The organism is Paenibacillus sp. FJAT-27812 (assembly GCF_001273905.1).
Taxonomy (GTDB): Bacteria; Bacillota; Bacilli; order Paenibacillales; family Paenibacillaceae; genus Pristimantibacillus.
In genome coordinates this window covers 2,553,745-2,573,055 of record NZ_LIGH01000001.1, presented here as the reverse complement: position 1 = coordinate 2,573,055, position 19,311 = coordinate 2,553,745, and the positions used below count along the sequence as shown (strand labels likewise).

The following is a 19,311-nucleotide window of genomic DNA, read 5'->3' as shown; positions in this document are numbered from 1 at the left end:
CTTTTTGGTTCATCTATTTTAAAATTTGCTTATACTCCGCTTTGAACGCCAGCCTCTGCTTTAAGCTTCTCAGCTTTGTCAACGCGTTCCCAAGGAAGATCAACATCCGTACGACCGAAGTGGCCGTATGCAGCTGTTTGTCTGTAAATTGGACGACGTAGATCAAGCATCTTGATAATGCCAGCTGGACGAAGGTCAAAGTTGCTAGTGATAAGGTCAACGAGCTTATCTTCGCCAATTTTACCTGTTCCATAAGTATCTACGTTGATCGATACAGGTTGAGCTACACCAATAGCGTATGCCAATTGGATTTCGCATTTGTCTGCAAGTCCTGCAGCTACGATGTTCTTAGCTACGTAACGAGCAGCATAAGCCGCTGAACGGTCAACCTTTGTAGGATCCTTGCCGGAGAATGCGCCGCCGCCATGACGAGCGTAGCCGCCATACGTATCAACGATTATTTTACGGCCCGTCAAGCCTGCATCACCTTGAGGTCCGCCGATAACGAAACGGCCAGTTGGGTTGATGAAGTATTTAGTATCTGCATCAAGCCATTCAACAGGAACAACTGGCTTGATAACATGCTCAAGAATATCCTGTTGGATTTGCTCAAGCGTAATTTCTTCCGCATGCTGAGTAGAAACAACAATCGTATCAACGCGGACTGGTTTGCCATCTGCGTATTCGATTGTAACTTGCGTTTTACCGTCAGGACGAAGGTAAGCAAGCGTTTCGTTCTTACGAACTTCAGACAAGCGGCGTGCAATACGGTGCGACAGAGCGATTGGAAGCGGCATAAGCTCAGGTGTTTCGTTCGTAGCAAAACCGAACATAAGACCTTGGTCGCCAGCGCCGATATCTTCGTTCTCTTGCTTCATGTCCTTGCCATCACGAGTCTCAAGCGCAGCGTTAACGCCTTGCGCAATATCAGCCGACTGCTCATTAAGCGATGTCAATACTGCACATGTGCTGGAGTCAAAACCATATTTGGCGCGTGTATAACCAATTTCTTTAATAGTACGACGCGCGATTGCTGAAATATCAACATAATCCGCGCGGCTGCTAATTTCACCAATTACCAAAACAAGACCTGTAGCGACAGAAACCTCACAAGCGACACGCGCGTGTGGATCAGCTTCAAGGAATGCATCTAAGACAGCATCGGATATTTGATCACAAATCTTATCCGGATGGCCTTCAGTTACTGATTCCGATGTGAACAAGTGGCGTCCTTTAACCGACATCCATATCAACCTCCTACAACCTCAATATGAAATAAGTGCGAACATTCTACACAAAAAATGAACCTTTTCCCGGAGGAAAAGGTTGTTTGACAACTCTTCTAAGACAGTATGATACCTAAAATGTCGCATTGTGTCAATGGAAGTCGGGATTTACACAATATGTTAGTAACCACCAAGCACCGATTCTGCTTGTGCGATCAACCTTTTTGTAATCTCTCCACCCACTGAGCCAGCTTGCCGTGTAGACAAGGCTGACCAATGCACGCTTTGACCTCCTGTGCCTCCAGAGGACGCTCCAAGCTCGCCGGCAAATTCAGTATCTGCACCAGTGCCTGCATAGGCTCCTGAAGTTAATCCAAATTCTGCTGCGATTTCATACTTCAATTGATTAAGCGCTGCTTTACTTTGTTGCACTACCACTTTATTCGAACGACTCATAAAATGACACCTCCAAATGAATGTAAAACACATATGTATTGTGCGTCGATCCATCATTTTTGAAGCGTATAATCTATTGTCAGTTCGGGTAAAATGTAGAGCATCTAACCATATTATTGCAATGTATAGCTTCCTTTTACCAATACAGTAAGACCGTTCTTCTGATTTGGATCAGGAAGGATGCCTCGACCTTCACGTGGGAACAATAACAAATGGTTCGTAGGAACAGCTTTGCCTTTCGTCAAATCAGTACCGCCTGTAAGATCGGCAATACCGCTGGCGTCAGAGCTATATGCAATGGCTTTGCCTACGCGTACAATGACCTCAGTGCCTTGTCCAGCCATTAACGTCTTCCCAGCGGGAACAGTTACTACTTCTAACGCTGACTCTGCAACTGGCGTAGTACCGCCGCCAGGGGTGCCACCGCCCAATTTTGCAAGCTGCTCGTCCACATAACTTTTGGTGACCACTGGATCTTCTACGGAGCCTGGAGAAGTACTAACTCCATCTGCTTCAATTGTATTGGAATTCATCATTCCAATGACCAATCCAGTAGATACTAAAACAGCTCCAATTGTGAGTCTTACCATCATTTTTTTCAATTTAAGGAACCCTCCTAGCAAAAATCGAATACCTTTATAAAGATACTCGATTTTCGCTTCTTAAACTAGGTAAATTATTACTTTACTGCGGGATCGGCCCAATTCAAATATGGAGACCATTTGATTTGTTTGGTAACCAGTCTCGTTTTAAAGCCATTGATCTCTTCATATATGCTTACATTAAATGTAGGTGAAATCAGCTTGTTAGACATATTTTGAACAATATTTGTATAGTTGCTACCGGCTTTCCATACATATTGTCCTGATGCTGCTTCAATCTCAAAAGGTATTTGCAGCATGACTAAATTGGTTGATAGATCCTCGAAAACAAAACTGAATTTCTTATTTGTGAATCCATCATAGCTAGTATCGCGTGTAACGGTACCGTTAAGATCTACGTCAATCGTCGTATCATTCAAGAAAGCGATAATATTATCAATGTTAATGTTATAGGCACCAATTTTTAGATTACTGAAACTACTTCCTTCTTGCAATGGCAATGGAAGAGCGTAGCGTGCTGCATTAATATATCCCTTTATAGCTGCATCTGTTGCTTTTACGATACCCTCATCATTATAAGCTAATCCTAAAACGAGGCTTGCATTGGCCAAATCAACTTCTTTAGGCAACTCGGCCGTAACCAGTACTTGCTCTTTTTTGGAAGCGTTAATTAAATTGTTCGTTTTAATAATAGATACCGTGTACTTATTTCCTGATGCGGTTTCTAGATAGCCTGCCAAACGCGATGTAGCAATTGCAGTCTCTTGATTATTTGTTATATCCATATAAGCAGCGTACAAATTATTAGTTGACCCTTCTAATACTTTAACTTCCGTAACTTTTGTAGTGAGTTTCTGTCCAAATATGTTGATAGTATTTTCTGATCCAACGGCAACTGTTTTATTAGTAAGAACAGCAGGTGTATTCAACGTAGTAAGCTCACGCTGCGTTTCTCCTTCTTTCTCAAACAGTTTAAGCTTTAACTCAGTCAGAGATGTGCTCGCTGGAACTGTCCCAGTATAGTAAATCGAAATAGATCCGGATGGTGTCAACGAAACTTGTGAATCCGATAAAATTGGTTTAGTCGGGATTTCGGCATTATTACCTAGATACATAGCGCCAGATATCTTAGGTACTGGTGCAGTTTTAGTTCCGGAATTTGTAATTTCCATTTTGCTGATAATATTCACTTCGTTCAACCAAGAATAACGTTCGATTGAGCTCACTTTGACATTATAAGTGTAGTCACCATTCACATAAGCATAATTATTCGCTGTTGTTGATGATGCCGCATTCAAGCTCAAGAGAAATTTAACGATAGGTAATGATATTGAAGTAGCTGCCTCTCCGTATGACTGTGTTGCAACCAATTTCAAGCCTGTACTCGAAACTGCTTTGGGTAGAGAAACGGTTAGCTTAATATTTTCCAGAATTTTGGAACGCAATGTAACGCCTTGTGTTGTATCCGTTGTCGTCTTAATCTGATACATCGCACCATTATTGGCTTGAAGGTAGAATGAAAGATTCGACAAATTAACCTCGAAATTTTCTGTATTTCTCATCGCTAATTCAACATTAACGACATTATTATCCGTACCTTTAGAAATTGTCGATTTATTGATTCTCATGTTTATAACCGCATTATTTATCTTAACGCCTTTATAACCATTAACTTTTACATCATTGGAGTAAGACGCTGGGAACGTGAATTTCCCTAATTGCTTTTCATAACCCGCTACAGAAAAGTCGAATTTAATAACATTTAAAACAAGATTAGTCAAAGAAATAGAAGCTGGAACCTCGCTGTAAAAAGTGAGTGTAACATTTGACTTAGCTGGTACCATCTTTTTGGTCTTATCGCTTTCAATCAAATTCGCAACATACTTTGTACCGCTTGTCGATTTCAATCGTACCCAATAATCACGCAAATTAATCGGAGCACTTCCGCCATTATAAAATGTAACTGCGAAACTGGCCATTCTTCCTTTGCTGCTTGGAATAATATCTGCATTTTCAAGCTTTACGTATGAGTTGCTCGTTATGTACACTGGTTTGAAGCTTGTAACAGCCGCTGCCGCATTAGCGTTTGAAGGCAGAGACGGTAATATAAGAGCCATTATCAACAATATCGCTAAAATAAATTGGCTCTTGAAAAATCTTTTTCTTTCTAACATGTTCATAATTATTATCACTCCGCATCTTTTTTTATATAGACGTATAAAGCAAGCAATAGGTTTCGTTTTATTTAAATTATTTATTGCAACCTCCATTCACTTCACCTTATTGCTTTATTTATTATAACAAGAATATATGAATTATGTATGAACACACAAAAAAGAATCCGGTGAGTTTCCTCACCGGATTCCTTCATGTTGTGTAACTTATTTTTTTACAAGAACAATTGCTTTAGCAAGTGTGAAGTCACCATAGTTCGAATCGCCAACTACAGCGATCGAATACTTGGAGTTAGCTTCGCCAGCATAAGCTGTTACGTCTGCAAAGATTCCATCAGTAGACAATGTGTCAGACACTTTGTCGTATACATAGATTGCAGTACCGCTGTTCACATAGTATTTAGTTGTATCGCCTACAAAAGTGATTGTACCGTCAGACAAGCTAGCAGTAGCAATGTTTTTGTTAGCTGGAACAACACCCAATGTGTCATAAGCTGTGCTTGCTTCTTTGTGATCTTGTGCAGTTGCAGTTGCATCAACTGTATCTTTCAATACTACAAGTGTTTTCGAACCTGATTTGTAAGTCGAGTTACCAGCTGTCAAATCAGCAGCGATTGCATTGTAGATTTTCTTACCTTCAGAACCAGTAAGAGCGAAAGTTTCGTTTGTGCCTTTGATGTTAAGAGTTACGGAGTAGTCGTCGCCATTCGAGCTAGCATTTACGAACAAGCCGTATTTTGTTTCTTTAGCATCTTTAGCTGCTTTTTCAGTAACAATTACATATTTAGCAAACGTAGAAGCACCTTCAGTAATAAGAGTTACTTTATTACCAGCAGAAAGGCTAGCTAGGTTGCTTACAGAGATTGAACGATCGCCTGCATTTGCAGCGAATGCTTTAGTACCGTCAAGAACAACAGTGTTTTCGTTAATGTCGAAAGTAGTAGTTCCTGAACCAGTTGTTACTTTAAGAGTTTTGTCAGTTTTCTCAGAAATCGTAGTTGTTTTTGTCAAAGTACGGATTTCGTCGATACCGTTGATGCTGTTATCCGATTTTTTCAAGTTCCAGATAACGATAGCAGCTTGTGAATTGTTAAATGCTGCTGTTGGAGTAGTGTTCTCAACATCATCACCTAGTTTAACCAACGTACCATCTGAACCGTTAGTGTCATTCCAAGTTGCTTTGTTAAGATTAACGTTTTTAGTTGCGTTCTCTTTAATGGAATAGTATTTGAATACATCATTCGTTGAAGAGAATGCATCGGAACCTTTAACATTACCAGCTACGTTAAGAATAATGCCGTATTTAGCGTCAGCAGTTCCACCGCTCAACAACTCAGCGCCAGCAATTTTTCCGTCTTTGTTCAAGAACAATTTGTAAGAAGCATCTTTAACCAATTCTTTCGAACCAGTAAGAGCGCCAGTTACGGAATTGTAGTTTTTGCCATCTACAGTGTAGATTACAGTATTATCAGCTTGAGTGCTTTTGCTAGCAATTTTACCTTCAACAACAGTACGTGTTGCAGAAATTTTTACTGCTACTTTATCTTTGTTATAAACTACGTCAAGAACATCGTTTTTAACAAGATCAGTTACAGCTTTTGCTTCACCATTGATTGTAACTGAAGTAGTGTCACCAACAGTTGCAGATACATTGGATTGAGTCAAGATACGTGCTTTAGTAGTAGAAGTTGCTGCAATGTAAGAATCGAACAATGCATCAGCAGCGTTTACTTTTGTAAATGCAACTGCGCGAACTTTACCTACAACGCCCGCTTGAACGTTTGCAGCTGTGTTATCAAACAAGAACACAGAAACTTCAGTATCTTTAGCAATCGGGAAGTCAGTAGTAGCAGTAGCGTCGCTGTTTACATAGTAAGCAGAAGATGTTACTGTGTCATACTTGCTAACAGCAGAACCGATTTTAACTTCAAGTTGACCTGCGTTGTTGAATTGAGCATTAAGTTTACCTGAAATTACGTTGTCAGCAACTTGGTTATCCGTAATAGCGCGGATTTTACCGTCTGTATCTGTAAGTACAGTCAAGTTGTGAGCAAGAAGGTCAGACAAAGTTTTGCCGCCAGTAACGATAAATTTAGGTGCCAATGTTTTTGGAACGTTGTTCAAAACGATGCGACCGTTTGAATCAAGAACTGCAGAGTTCAAAACTTGCTCCGAAGTTGTTCCAAGACGTGAAATCAGCAATTTTCCAGTGTTAGTGTACAATTGCGCGTCAGCATTCCATTGAACTAGATCTTCGCCAAGAGCGTTGCTTACTAGTTGTGCAACTACACCACGTGTAGTAACAGTGCCTTGTGCAAGTGTTGTTTTGTTGAACAGGTTAAGCGATTCAGCTTTCAACAAAACGTTGTATGGCCAAGCGCCAGTCAAGTTTTTGTCTTGGTAACCAAGAGCACGAACAATGATAGCTGTTACTTCTTCAAACTTGATGTTGTCGCTTGGACGGAATTTACCAGTGCCTTTGTCGCCAAGCAAGAAGCCTTTACCAGCTGCTACGTTTATGTAGCCAGTGTACCATTCGTTTGTTTTAACATCTTTAAATTGCGATTTAACGTTTTGAAGTGCAAGAGCGGCTTTTTCGCTACCAGTTGCAGCAACGATTACTTTTGCCAATTCAGCGCGAGTAATGTTGTTTTCTGGTTTGAAAGTACCATCTTCATAACCTTTTAGGATATCAAGTGCTGCAAGCTCTTCAATCGCGGATTGATTTGGCTTACCTACTACATCAGATGGTGTTGTTGCTGCAAAAGCTGTAAGAGATGTTGGAAGTACTAACGCTGCCGATAGTACAAATGCTGCTATTTTTTTCTTCATAACCTTTATTTCTCCTCCTCTAAATACATGCGGTTGTTGAGAGTTTTGTTTAAATAGTGAATTGCTCTTTTTCCTCATAGCTGATTCACCCCCTTTCCAGAGTTGAGCATAGATTTGATATAAATGATGTCCACGATCATGATAAACCCATTTGTAAAATCATGTCGTAGAAACTTGTAAAAAAGGCTAGAAAATTGCTAGAGTAGCGACACCACTATAACATTATACAATGGGCGCGCCGTACCGTAAAGAGGAAGTTGAGAATTCATTCCAATTTGTTACCAGCAAGAGTAGGTCTAGCGCATCAAATCATGTGTTTGTTACAACGTCATGTATTTAAACGCACGCGACAGTGAAAAGTTGCGATGATTTTAAAAAAACTTTTAAAGTTTTTTCGTTCGTCTTTTTTCTCACTTATGTACTCCATCTGTATACCTTACAGATTACTTTGTTAGTATAGCTTGTTTTCATAGATAGCGTCGATGCTAAAGTTTTTCCATGGATAATGTTTCTCTTTATTGAGAGTGATAAAAACAGACCGGCTCGAATGCCGGTCTGTTAGGGCTTCTTACTTGCTATAGATATTAGGCAGCTTCTTCAAATCAGCCATTACTCTAGCCATTATTATGGCAGCATCGCTGCGAAGCAGTTTTGCTTTGGGTTCGAATACAGATCCGGATTTTGGATTGCTTGGATCAATTAAGGATCCTTGGATAAAACCTTTTTTCTGAATAGCGATAACCGCTGGTATTGAATAATAGTCAAAGTTACCGGAATCTTTGAACGTTTTATCAAGCGTTGCTTTTGCTTTTTTCGCATCTGTCTCCAGCTTCAGGTTCAGAGCCCTGGCCAAAACAACCGATGCATCTTGACGGGATAAATCTATATCTTCATCGAAGAATCCTGGTCTTGTGCCCCTTACAAACCCTGCACGTGCCGCTGTTTCGATATAACGATAATCATAAATGGCATTTGCGTTGCTTGCATTTGTGATTGTTTCTGGATAATAAGAGAAATGCATAGCCCCGCCATAATTCATAGGAATGTCTAATGCGCGAATGATCATACGCGTGAATTCACCGCGGGTTACATAACGATCGGCACCAAAAACACCAATCGGATCAACAGCATTCATAACGCCTTTTGAATAAATAGCCTCCATAGCCTCACGAGCATAAGGGTGGTCATTAATATCGTTATATCCACGAGTTAGTTTAACTGCAACATAATAGCCGAATTTTGTAAATGGAACCGTAATCGTGTGCTTCTTCTCATCTACGACACCGCCAATATTTTCCCATGTACTATTGTAAGGGTCAAAGCGGAATACCGTTATTGTTGTACCTGCGCTTTGCGAAACATTGCTGTCGTAAGATAGCGTAAGCTTACCCGGTGCGGTTGGAGCTAGCTCAAGTCCGAATTTATTCCAGCGTTTAGCAAAACTGTCCGTTGCTTTCCCTACAATGTTTGGAAACGGGAACGGGTCTGTTCCTGTAGTCACAGGATCAAACGCAGGCGAGCTTGGATCTGGATTATCCGCTTGTCCGCCATCTATCCAAAATAGCGGGCTCGCCTTAATGAATTGTCTGGCTTGATCTTGGAATCTAAATCCAATATGCAGGTTGCCTTCAGCCAAGCTATTTGCTGAATAGTTAGGCGGCTGGCTTTCGAATTCGTGACGGTCAACGATACCATCATTTGGATTTGCAATAGCAAACAAGATGTCATTGCCGTTATAGACTTGTCCCGAATAATTGGTAGAAGAATTATATGACGGACGTACCAGCTTGCTGTTCTTGGCAAATGCTAGGACAAGGTTGCCATCAAATACTTTATGAGAGCTTTGCATCTTCTGAAGATACTGTGCGCCTGGAATATTTGCCGGCTGATAGACCATTTTAAAGGAATCGTTAATTTTATCCTGTCCGCGCGTAATGGTGAATTTAATATCAGTATCCTTATTCGGTTTCAAATCCTTCACCGTGATGCTGAAAGCATCAATGAATTGCGGCGTGCTTTGACTATAGTCAATGAATTTCACTTTTTTGGCAACTTCTTTGCCAATTAGTAGTGTGTCAGCTCCTGGTGAAGCTATCACTACTTCGACGAAATTCTGGTTAGTCGTGCGCTTTTCAACAAGCGGTGCCAAAATGGAGTATGGAATTGATGTGGAATCAATCTCCATTCGATAGGTTGCCCTAGGGCCTGCCTCGCCGCTATTGAAAACGGTCATCGAATATACTTGAGAGCTTCCATCCTCAGGCATTTTTTGGTTAATGATTTTAAAGTAAAAGTATTGACCTTCTACGTCATAGAAGAAATCTACTTTAGCATCTCCATTAGATACGTTTTGGCCAGAACCGCTATTGTACGGAACTGTTGCATACGCCGGCAATGGCACCCCTTTTTTGGTAGGCGTAAATTCCTTCGTCAGATCCCATTTTATATCTGATTTCCAGTTCGGTGAGGAAATTCTAATAATGTATTGACCTTGAGTTGTTCCCAAATTCGTATGACCATTGCTAAAAGAAGTTTCCCCTCCAAGGTCAACGAAATCAAATGTGCCATAAACATTCAAACGAGCTTCTTTAGTCGTATAGATGCTTCCTTGTTTTGGAAAATTCGCATCGTTCGGCAGCGGTTGCGGCAGATTCGCGCTATATGGATACACTCCATCAGTTCCAGGAGCTGGGATGACTGGTAAGTTCGTCGGTACGACACTGAATTTAAAAGTATTCTCATAGTTATTTTTTTGCGTGCGGAAAACAAATTTAACTGTGTTCTCCCCTGCTTTATTAAGGATATTAAATATAGTTGCTGCTGAGCCCGTTGGTTTAAACTTTGTTTTCACTACATCTGCAGTGAGCGGAATCTCGACATTATTAATGTAGAGGAATACAGACTGTCCCACACCACTGTAAACAACTTCCGACTCATTGGCTACATTAAATAATTGTCCGCTAAACATACCCAATCTATTTAACAAAATCGTTGGGTCTGTCTCTCTTACCGAATCGTAATCCACCTTCATTCCTTCAACTAAAGTATTGAACTTCACGTAAGGTCCATACAATAATTTGGCAATGATTGTTTTTACTTCGCTTGTGCCGTTATTCAACTTGAAAGTGATTGAATTCGTTCCGGATGTTGGCAGCTTATTGATTTCAATAAACAACCGCAAAAACGGCGTTTGTTGGTTATTTACCGTACGGTAAACAATTTCGGAATGGTTAATTTGCGAAAAGCCGGAATCGGTATCCGCTTGTTTTTTCCCGTTTATCGTGAATAGGTCAGCGTAAGGGCTGGTAAGGCTGCCATAATTGCCGACCAATACTTCTACCCCCATTGGCATCGAATATACATTGACGCCGTCATTAGGAATATCTGTACCTTGCAATCCTTGAAGCCTTCCTGCATTTATAGGAGTAATCATGGAATGATCGTAGCCTGACAAATAATTGATATCGTAAATATAGGATTTCCCGCTATCACGTACGACAAATGGTATCCAATCCGAGCCTTGAAGAGTATTTGCATTGGGAGCAATAAAACGAATTTGATTGGATTGGTCATACGCTAGTGCAGGTAAATTATACTTGTAGGATACCGTAATGAATTTAGTTGTGCTATCAATGGTTCCTGGAGTAAATGTAACTGAGCCGGTAATCGGACTTGCAGATGTTGCTGCTGATGCTCCTTGTTTCAGTTCCATGCTTAACATTTTTTCAAGATTAGCTGCGGATACGGTCACGGTTTCAGCTTTATCTCCGTCACCATCGATGTCCGTCACATCATATAAAGGAAGCGGCAATATCACATTGCCGGATACTTGGATCGCGTCAGCTGTAATGGCGTCAGAAGAGAAGTTCAAATTCGGCTCCAAAGCAGCCGTTTGCGTATTTCTTGTCATCTTCAAATCATAAAATGTCACTTCACCGTTATAGAAGGCAACCTCGCGTGTCGTCTCTACCACTTGACCATTATTGTGTACTTTTAAAACAATGGTATTGATCCCCTTCTGTATGCTCAGCAAAGAGGTGCTAAACCGGCTGTCGCTAGTAGAATTAGAGACATTAAATTCGTAGCTTCTACCATTAATAACTACTGTTATTTTTTGCGCATTTGGCGCTTTACCAGAAATAACGATCTCCCCGTTTTGGATAACAACAGGCGCCGTTGAATAAAGCATAGTCGGTTGATCTTCCGGCATTGCATAGTCTTTGTTCTCAAAAGTAGTTTTTAGATCATAAAGCATAGGACTGTTGCGATACTCAATATAGATAGATTCGCTGACCGTAGATGTGCCTGCGATTCCTTTGAACGTTATCTTATTTAGACCAGGAAAGAGAGTTAGGTTAGAAATCACGATGCTGTTATCCCCACTGGATGTGGAGATGCCCGTTGTGATCTCTTCTGTTGTGTTCGTTTCTTTTTCTGTAGTTCCGTTTAGAGTAATTTGTTTTACATTGTAGCTGATTGAATTACCAACAACTCCGTTAATCGTACCCTCGAGCCTTACGGATTGACTGGATACAATGCGTGCACTTCCCGCTGATGCATTTTCGTTGGAAAATAGAAAATAAGAGCCTGCAGCCATAGCTGGCTGAGAGTTACCGAACGGCGGCAACAATGTAATCAACAATGCCAGCGTAAGCGCTAATGAAAGTATTCTTTTCAAAACAATGTTCCTCCTTTATGTATATGACGAGCATGGGTATTTGAGTATGAGATGAACAGACGACAGTGCTACTTGCTTCCGAATAAACCTTCCTCCCTTTTCCTCTTTAGCCAGCTTTCGAGCATTGCAGCAAGATACGCTGACCGCAGAAAAGTTCTGTATTGTAGTTATCGGTTTTTGGCTTCCATTTTTTTAGTGAAATGAGCAATTTAGCACAAAAAAAAGAGCCCTGATCCCCTTACGGAGTCAGAGCCCTTGATTATTTGGATCTGGATTCAGCATCAACCTTGAGCCGAAGCCTCATTCGGTTTAAAAAGTTTATTAGCGGCCTGCGCGTTTTGTCTACGATTCCGGTTACCTCTGCCCCGATTTGCAGGAAGAACATCAGCAAGCAAATGACGGCGAAGGTGATCCAGTTCGCAGCGCTTGATTGCACGACTGCCGATTGCACGATAGCCAAAGCGCCGAATATCGCAGCAACTCCCCAAATGATCAAGACGGTGCGGCGGTGGCTAAAGCCAAGGTCGCGCAGCCTGTGATGCAAGTGGCCTTTATCCGGTGCGAAAATCGGGCGTTTGTTCACCCAGCGGCGAACGATTGCGAAGAAGGTATCCGAAAGCGGTACGCCGATAATAAGTAGCGGCGTTACAAACGATACGATCGTCACTTGCTTGAATCCAAGCATCGAAAGCGTTGCTAGGCTAAAGCCGAGAAACAGCGAGCCGGAGTCGCCCATAAATATTTTTGCGGGATGGAAGTTGAATACGAGAAACCCTACGATTCCTCCAAGCAGCAACGTGCTTAGCAGGATAACCGGTTGGAAGCCCATCAGCGATGCCATCACGACGATCGTTGCGATTGCAATGCCGGATACTCCGGCAGCGAGTCCGTCTAGGCCGTCGATCAAGTTAATCGCATTCGTGACGCCAACGATCCATAGAATCGTGAGCGGAATGCTGATCCAGCCGGCGATCGGCTGCATCGTTTCGCCGAACGGAATGTTCAGCAGGTCGATCTTTACGTTAAAGCCAAACACGACAACGCATGCTGCTGCGACTTGGCCTAGAAGCTTAACTTTTGCCGACAGCTCGAAGCGGTCGTCGAATGCTCCTAAAATAATGATCATCGTACCGCCGACTAGCAGCGCGTTGATCATATTCGAATCTTGAGGGCGAAGCAGTCCCTCCGGAATAAATGGCGACAGTATAAAAAATGCGCCTACGAATGCAATATAAATAGCTAGACCGCCAAGACGCGGCATAATGCGCGTATGTACCTTGCGGTGGTTTGGTTTGTCTATTGCGCCAACTTTAAATGCGAACTTCTTAACAAGCGGCGTCATCGCAATGGCAAGTACTAGAGCGATTATGAACCCAATTGAATACAGCAAGCCAACCGGCATGTGTGCAACTCCCCTTTTTTCTCTACCGAAGTGAATTATACTCCGATTGAAAAAGAAACTCCAACTCCGTTTTCAACCAATTTTCATGGTTTTAACGAGATTTTCACGGTGTAGGCCTAGGTTTTGTTACGTTTTCTTTGTCGCGAAGCACTTTCACTACGAATTTCGGCAAAACAAGCATTCTTTTGTATCTTTTTGGCTCTTGAAGCAAGCGATAAAACCATTCCAGCCGAAGTTTTTGGAAAAGAACAGGGGCTCGTTTCAGTTTGCCAGACACAACATCAAAGCTGCCGCCGACGCCCATGATAAGAGGCACGTCTAGTTTTTTCTTAAACTTAACAATCCACGGCTCCTGCGTATCTGCTCCTCGGGCAACGAACAATAAGTCCGGCGCTGCCTCGCGGATCGCAGCTACCACTTCCTCGTCCTGCTCCGGTCCAAAAAATCCGTTTCGGTAACCAACGATCCGCACCTGCGGATACTGCAGCTGCAGCTTCTCGGCTGCCGCTTCAATAACCTCCTGCGAAGTCCCGAGCAGATAGGCTTTCCATTTGCGCGATTCGCCCTGCTGCAATAGCCGGTGCAAAAGATCAAATCCCGTCACTCGCTCGGCTACCGGATGGCCAACATATTTAGCTGCCCATACGACGCCTGCGCCATCGGGGACAATAAGGTCCGCACGGCGCATCATTGCGCTGTAATTCGAATCCTCGACCGCGGACATGATCATGATTGGATTAGCTGTAATGACGTGGGTTACGCGTCTCTCTTCGATAGCTGTTGTTAAATAATCAACCGTCTCATCCATGCTGGCTTTCGAGAACGGAATGCCGTATATCGGCACAGTCGGTAAACGTTTCGACAAGAGGAACTCACCTCGATATGTTATGACGCAATAAATGTACAATTTGTTGCGCCGGTTTTTGCGATTGTTGTTTTAAAAGGTCGATTGCAGGCTTATGCTTCGCTTGCCAGCCAGCCTTGTCCGCCAGCAGCGAGCTTGCCGCGTCTGCAAAAGCTTCGGCATCCAGCGACTCCGTCGTGCCGATTGCACTTAGCCCTAATCGATTCAGAAACTGATCGATTTTGGGATCGTATGAGAGGCCAAGCATGGGAACCATTTGGCCTGCTGCATAGATGAGCGCATGGAGGCGCATGCCGAACAAAGCGTCGCACCGGCTGACCTCAAGCAGCATTTGCTGCGGGTCGTCGCCGGGGGCGGCCAGCTCGGCGGTGGAGCCGGAGCCGAGCCTGCCGCGCAGCCGTTCCATCACCTGCTCCGACGTTTCTTGGTCGGAGGGGGTGTGGAACGGCAGGAAGCGCAGCCGCACAGGCATGCGCTTCGACAGCGCGACTAGCGCTTCGACGGCGCGGGCGAGATCGGCGCCGTCGCTGCGCCAGTGGCGCAGCGACACGCCGACTAGCGGCGGAGCTTCCGTACTTGGCGGAGCCGAGGCTTGTCCGACCTGCAAGCTGAGCTGAACTTCAGCATGCGCGCCTCCCGGCAGCGGCAAGCCCATAACCGGATCGGGAACAACCTCGATCTGCTCCGCCGGAACGCCAATTCGTCCCAGCAAAGCAGCGGATTCTGCATCGCGTACCGATACATACGCGCTGCGCTTCATGACGCTGCGGATGAGAGGGTCCATCCAGCGGCGATTCACAGGGCCAATTCCCTGCGAATATGCAAATGTAGGCTTGCCAAGCATCTGTGCGAGCTTCATGACTCCCGTATAATAAGGAATCGTTTTGGCGCTGGTAGCATCCTGCAAGAGACTGCCGCCTCCGCTAATCAGACCATCGCTGCCCCGCAGCGCTTTCCATAAATCAGCTGGGTGCATTCGCCTTACGGATTCAACGCCATACATCTGGCTTGTCCACGCCGGATCAGCCGACAGGACGATCGGTTCAATCCGAACGCCCTGCGCCGCTCCTTCTTCCTCCAATGCAAGCAATATCGATCTGAGCACCGCTTCGTCACCGCTATTGCTGAAGCCATAATAGCCCGATATTACTATTCGACGAATTTGCGAACGATTGCCGGTGCCCATTTACGTATTGCCCCTTCCACGATCTGCCATGCCACGATCAAAATACAGCCTATTATTGCGCCTACACCCAATCCGAGCAGTACTCGAATGATTGAAATGTAGAGCGGCGTATGAAGATGCGCGAACGTATCAACCATCGACAGCTGTCCAATCGAGCCGATAATGATAAGCAGCCATGCTGCGCGGTATCTCAGCGATAGGAAAAGTCCCAGCAGCAATAGCGGATGCGCGAGCAAAAACTCTTTAAAGCGCGGCCGCACGCCAACGGTTGATTCCAAAAAGCGGCGAATAACCAGCTCAATGGACGATACTTGTCCGCTGTTGCCTGTACGAGACAGATAGTAGTAGCCGATGATTCCGATCACTGCCGCCAAAATAATCCATGTCAACGTTATTGGCTTCGTAAGCAGTGCTTTCAATCTACCCACAGTAATCTGACTGTTGTATAGCAACACATAGATAGCAACGAGTGCTATAGGTGCCAAATGAAGCAAGCCCACGCCTCTGAATTGCTCCAGCTTCAAATTGTACGTAATGTTATTCAACAATCCGAATAAAATAGGAACGGCCATTAGCGAGATCAATGTCGCTACGATAAACCAGTTCAACGCCAGTCCAAAACGCCTTCCCGTGGACAATGCGGGGAACAGCCATTTCATGCGGGAGCCATTCTCATAGATGGCGCCTGGCTGTGGAGCTTGTCCTTGCTGGCTGCGGCCCACAGACCAATTAGGTCCGCCAATGACGCGCCGATCGCCAACCGTACGGGCATAAATCCGGTTCATCACCCATACAAGCGCGAGCGTAGGAGCTGCGATTGCCGCACCTAGAGCAAGCCCTTGCTCCATGATCGAGCTGTTGAGCTTATACAAGCCTGCGCTTCCGACAAGGCCGATTGCGAAGACTGGAATATATACACCGGGAATGAACGCGCCAACCAGCAAGGCGATGAGAGCAATTGCACCCAAGGCAACCACTGCCCGCACCGGCTTATTCCATGATGGCGGATCAAAGTCGAACGGTTTTGGCGTACCTGGCGTAAAGCCATCCTTCGAAAGCTTCGCGACCACGCCGTCTTCTGCGCTCATCGCTTCAGCAAGCCTATCCAAGGAATGAACGACTTTAGCTTTTTCGGTATTTGACTCTACCATGCCGTTAATGAAAAACATACGGATATTCCGGTCTTTTGCCGCCAAAAGAAAACGGTCCGAAATCGCGCTTGTCGTCATGGTCATCCCATCGGTCTCCGACAAGGAATATAACCTTACTGCATTATAGTTTGTAATATATGCTAATTTATTTATGCCTTCTTGCGGTTTTTTTAAATTTTCGATTACGGCAACGCCCATATCGTATTTTTTTAACAGCTCGCCGAATTCAGTAAGGCTGTTATCCGTCGCTTGATCGGATGCGCCCTTTACTTTATCGCCATCAAACAATACGCGATTTACGCCGTAGCCTTTTAAATTCGCAAGAACCTCTTCTGTATCCGCTTGGTTGTAAGGCTTAACGCGGTCAGAGAAACGCGGCAATATGCCTAGGCCTGCGTCGTGGATCGTTTGCAGCGACATCGGGTCAAAATCCAACGTTTTCATAATCGCTTCCGCAATCGGAATCTCAACGACAATGCCGTTGCGTCCGCCGAATGACCAATCGCTGTATACCGCTTCCGAACGATCGAATGCTTTACGGACAATTGGCCCGATCAGCTCTTCTTCCTTAGGTCCACTAAATAAAATATAAGTAAAGTTCTGGCCGACAGCTTCAAACTTGCCTTGCAGCATGGCTGCATCCCTTGAGCTGTAATACGTCAATCTGCCCGATAATTGCAGTTCCTTAAGCGAGCTCTCATAGACGGCCATCGTCGTAATGCCGGATTCCTTCAGCAACGCTAGCTTCTCCGTCAGGAAAGATAGCGGCCTAGCCTGCTTCTCAGCTACCTCGGCAATATCCCGGTAATCAAACACATACTCCACTTGCTTCGATGATTTCTCCATTTCCATACGGACGGCGCCGAGCGGCAATGCTGCCGCTACCCCTATTATTGCAATTACCCATAATACAAACCTTGCCCGCCGATTCCATTGCTGCCAACGTAAAAACACGTAATTCCTCCGTTCTAAACAGGTTGATTATCGTTCTATTCGTTTCGGTCTACCCGTTCCATAACGGCTGTCTTCAACGTTTGCAGCGCAGCAGAAGCAGAATCGTTCGACTCGCCCTTGACCGCAAAATAAACCTTGATCTTCGGCTCCGTACCGGATGGACGCAAGCAGAACCATGAGCCGTCCTCAAGCAAATATTTCAATACGTTTTCTGGGCGAAGCCCGTCTTGGCCCTTGCCGTAATCGAGCACACGCTCTACCTTAACGCCGCTAATTTCTGCTGGCGGATTTTGGCGCCAATCATCCATAATGGCACCGATTTTTTGTACCCCGTCAAAGCCTTTAAGCGTGCGTGACTCTAGCCCTTCTAAGTAGAAGCCAAACTTTGCGTAGAGCTCAAGCAGCACGTCATACAATGTTTTTCCTTGGCTGCTATAGTATGCCGCAGCTTCCGAAATCAATAACGCAGCAACAATAGCATCTTTATCGCGCGCATAGGTTCCCGTTAAATAACCATAGCTCTCTTCATAGCCAAACAAGAAGGAACGCTCGCCTGTTTGCTCATAGCGAGTCATTTTTTCTCCGATATATTTGAAGCCGGTTAACGTGTTCTCAACGGCTGCCCCGTACGAGCGGGCAATCTCCGCGCCGAGCTCGCTAGTCACGATTGTTTTAACGACAACGCCATTGTCTGGCAGCTGGCCGCGCTCCTTCAACTGGCTAAGCACATAATGAACCATCAGCGCACCGGATTGGTTGCCCGTAAGCACCACATATTCGCCCTCGTTGTTTTTCACCACAGCGCCCATTCGGTCGGCATCGGGGTCCGTACCGATAATGATATCGGCATCCACCTCCTGAGCAAGCTTAATCGCCAGCGTGAACGCTTCCCGCTCTTCGGGGTTAGGCGATTTCACCGTGCTGAAATAGCCGTCTGGCTGCTCCTGCTCGGGAACGATGTGGACATTGTTGAAGCCGACTTTTTTTAGCACTTCACGTACGGGCATATTGCCCGTCCCATGCAGCGGCGTAAACACGACGCTAAACTTTTCGCCGATTCCACCTTTAATAAGATCCGCATTTAAGCTTTGTGCAACTACCGTATCGATATATTGTTGATCGGCTTCCTCGCCAAGCCAGCGAAGCAAGCCTTTTGCTTCCGCTTCCTCGCGGCTTACCCTTTTCACTTCATCGAAACCAGCAATTTGGCTGATCGCTGAAATCACTTGTTCAGCTTCCTCAGGGATGAGCTGGCAGCCGTCAGAGCCGTATGCTTTGTAGCCGTTATATTCAGGCGGATTATGGCTAGCCGTAATAACGATACCGCTGGAGGCCTTTAGCTCGCGCACCGCATAGGAAAGCTGAGGTGTCGGACGAAGCGCAGAGAACAAATAAGTGACAATGCCGTTGCCTGCAAGCACAAGCGCAGCATCAAGCGCAAATTCAGGCGAATAGTTACGGGAGTCATGCGCAATGACAACCGACGGCGCAGCTTCGGCTGATGCGCCTGCAAGCAGCCAATTGGCAAGTCCTTGCGTCGCTTTGCCGACTGTATAGGCGTTCAAACGGTTTGTCCCTGCGCCCATCACGCCGCGCAAGCCCCCCGTACCGAACTCAAGGTCACGATAGAAACGATCCGTAATTTCCTTCTCTTGCCCTTCAAGGCCGCGAAGCTCTTCCTTCGTCGCTGTATCGATAAGCGGATCATTAAGCCAAGCCTCATATTTAGCAATCACAGTATCATTAGTTGGAGTTGTCATAATTATCAGCCTCTCTCATTCATCA

Annotated in this window: 11 protein-coding genes; all 11 read right to left on the bottom strand. The window is 44.7% G+C overall.

The genetic code is table 11. The annotated features are described in order from the left end of the window. Positions 1–29: 29 nt before the first annotated feature. The 11 genes from metK to ADU23_RS11040 all read right to left on the bottom strand — a co-directional run bounded on the left by metK (position 30) and on the right by ADU23_RS11040 (position 19,286). A complete protein-coding gene (metK, locus tag ADU23_RS11090; protein WP_053373806.1) occupies positions 30–1,244 on the bottom strand; it encodes a methionine adenosyltransferase in 1,215 nt (404 codons plus the stop codon). A gap of 162 nt (positions 1,245–1,406) precedes the next feature. After that, positions 1,407–1,682 (bottom strand): alpha/beta-type small acid-soluble spore protein, encoded by a 276-nt coding sequence (locus ADU23_RS11085; RefSeq protein ID WP_053373805.1) that lies wholly within the window; start codon positions 1,680–1,682, stop codon positions 1,407–1,409. A gap of 113 nt (positions 1,683–1,795) precedes the next feature. Then, complete coding sequence (locus ADU23_RS11080; protein ID WP_053377579.1) at positions 1,796–2,275, bottom strand: hypothetical protein; 480 nt, start codon at positions 2,273–2,275, stop codon at positions 1,796–1,798. Positions 2,276–2,361: 86 nt separating this feature from the next. After that, entirely contained in the window at positions 2,362–4,464 is a 2,103-nt protein-coding gene (locus ADU23_RS11075) for a hypothetical protein (protein ID WP_053373804.1), read from the bottom strand. 201 nt (positions 4,465–4,665) lie between these two features. Next, the gene (locus ADU23_RS11070) at positions 4,666–7,368 is read right to left on the bottom strand and encodes an S-layer homology domain-containing protein (protein ID WP_053373803.1); all 2,703 of its coding nucleotides are present in this window, start codon (positions 7,366–7,368) and stop codon (positions 4,666–4,668) included. Between the two features lie 490 nt (positions 7,369–7,858). Then, on the bottom strand, positions 7,859–11,968 hold the full coding sequence (locus tag ADU23_RS11065) for an S-layer homology domain-containing protein (RefSeq protein ID WP_053373802.1): 4,110 nt from the start codon (positions 11,966–11,968) through the stop codon (positions 7,859–7,861). A 259-nt stretch (positions 11,969–12,227) separates the two neighbouring features. Continuing rightward, positions 12,228–13,370 carry a glycosyltransferase family 4 protein gene (locus ADU23_RS11060; protein ID WP_053373801.1) on the bottom strand — a complete coding sequence of 381 codons (1,143 nt, stop codon included), beginning with the start codon at positions 13,368–13,370 and terminating at the stop codon, positions 12,228–12,230. A 103-nt stretch (positions 13,371–13,473) separates the two neighbouring features. After that, positions 13,474–14,178, bottom strand: coding sequence for a WecB/TagA/CpsF family glycosyltransferase (locus ADU23_RS11055; RefSeq protein ID WP_082198476.1), 705 nt, complete (start codon positions 14,176–14,178; stop codon positions 13,474–13,476). Between the two features lie 64 nt (positions 14,179–14,242). After that, positions 14,243–15,421 carry a polysaccharide pyruvyl transferase CsaB gene (gene csaB / locus ADU23_RS11050; RefSeq protein WP_053373799.1) on the bottom strand — a complete coding sequence of 393 codons (1,179 nt, stop codon included), beginning with the start codon at positions 15,419–15,421 and terminating at the stop codon, positions 14,243–14,245. Then, positions 15,385–17,526 (bottom strand): DUF5693 family protein, encoded by a 2,142-nt coding sequence (locus tag ADU23_RS11045; RefSeq protein ID WP_053373798.1) that lies wholly within the window; start codon positions 17,524–17,526, stop codon positions 15,385–15,387. Before ADU23_RS11045 ends, csaB begins: the two co-directional genes overlap by 37 nt. Positions 17,527–17,561: 35 nt before the next feature. Beyond that, a complete protein-coding gene (locus ADU23_RS11040) occupies positions 17,562–19,286 on the bottom strand; it encodes a phospho-sugar mutase (RefSeq protein WP_053373797.1) in 1,725 nt (574 codons plus the stop codon). Positions 19,287–19,311: the final 25 nt, after the last annotated feature.

Bases quoted from the DNA above. Each gene is read 5' to 3' on its own strand.
- ADU23_RS11060 (WP_053373801.1), bottom strand. From the start codon at position 13,370: ATGCCGGTTGGCTTGCTGTATTCAATTGGGTTCATAATCGCTCTAGTA.
- ADU23_RS11040 (WP_053373797.1), bottom strand. From the start codon at position 19,286: ATGACAACTCCAACTAATGATACTGTGATTGCTAAATATGAGGCTTGG.
- ADU23_RS11075 (WP_053373804.1), bottom strand. From the start codon at position 4,464: ATGAACATGTTAGAAAGAAAAAGATTTTTCAAGAGCCAATTTATTTTA.
- metK (WP_053373806.1), bottom strand. From the start codon at position 1,244: ATGTCGGTTAAAGGACGCCACTTGTTCACATCGGAATCAGTAACTGAA.
- ADU23_RS11080 (WP_053377579.1), bottom strand. From the start codon at position 2,275: ATGATGGTAAGACTCACAATTGGAGCTGTTTTAGTATCTACTGGATTG.
- csaB (WP_053373799.1), bottom strand. From the start codon at position 15,421: ATGGGCACCGGCAATCGTTCGCAAATTCGTCGAATAGTAATATCGGGC.
- ADU23_RS11085 (WP_053373805.1), bottom strand. From the start codon at position 1,682: ATGAGTCGTTCGAATAAAGTGGTAGTGCAACAAAGTAAAGCAGCGCTT.
- ADU23_RS11055 (WP_082198476.1), bottom strand. From the start codon at position 14,178: ATGGATGAGACGGTTGATTATTTAACAACAGCTATCGAAGAGAGACGC.
- ADU23_RS11070 (WP_053373803.1), bottom strand. From the start codon at position 7,368: ATGAGGAAAAAGAGCAATTCACTATTTAAACAAAACTCTCAACAACCG.